This window comes from Mameliella sp. CS4 (assembly GCF_019392335.1).
Lineage (GTDB): Bacteria > Pseudomonadota > Alphaproteobacteria > Rhodobacterales > Rhodobacteraceae > Antarctobacter.
On record NZ_JAHXRQ010000237.1, the window covers coordinates 1 to 250 of the forward strand.

Here is a 250-nt window from a genome sequence, read left to right on the forward strand (position 1 = left end):
TCTGCGCCCGGTCGAGATGCGGATGGTCCGTGGCGGGCAGCCCGTCGGCGGCGACCGCGATCCGGACCGACCGCGCGCTCGCCAGCTCCTCGTGCAGGTGCGCGCACTCGGCCAGGAGCGGCTCTACCGGCGTGGGCATCCGGTTGAGCGGCCGCGCCTGGGTCAGGTTGAGGAGGTCGCGCAGCAGCGTGTCGACCCGGGCGATCTGGCCGAGCACCGCCTCGAGGGCGGCGGCGGTCCGGTGGGGATC

At 75.6% G+C, this 250-nt stretch carries 1 protein-coding gene; it reads right to left on the reverse strand.

Translation table 11 applies throughout. The features are described from left to right. The coding region (locus KZZ07_RS27230) for a hypothetical protein (protein ID WP_219520144.1) at nucleotides 1-250 on the reverse strand (250 nt) is incomplete at both ends.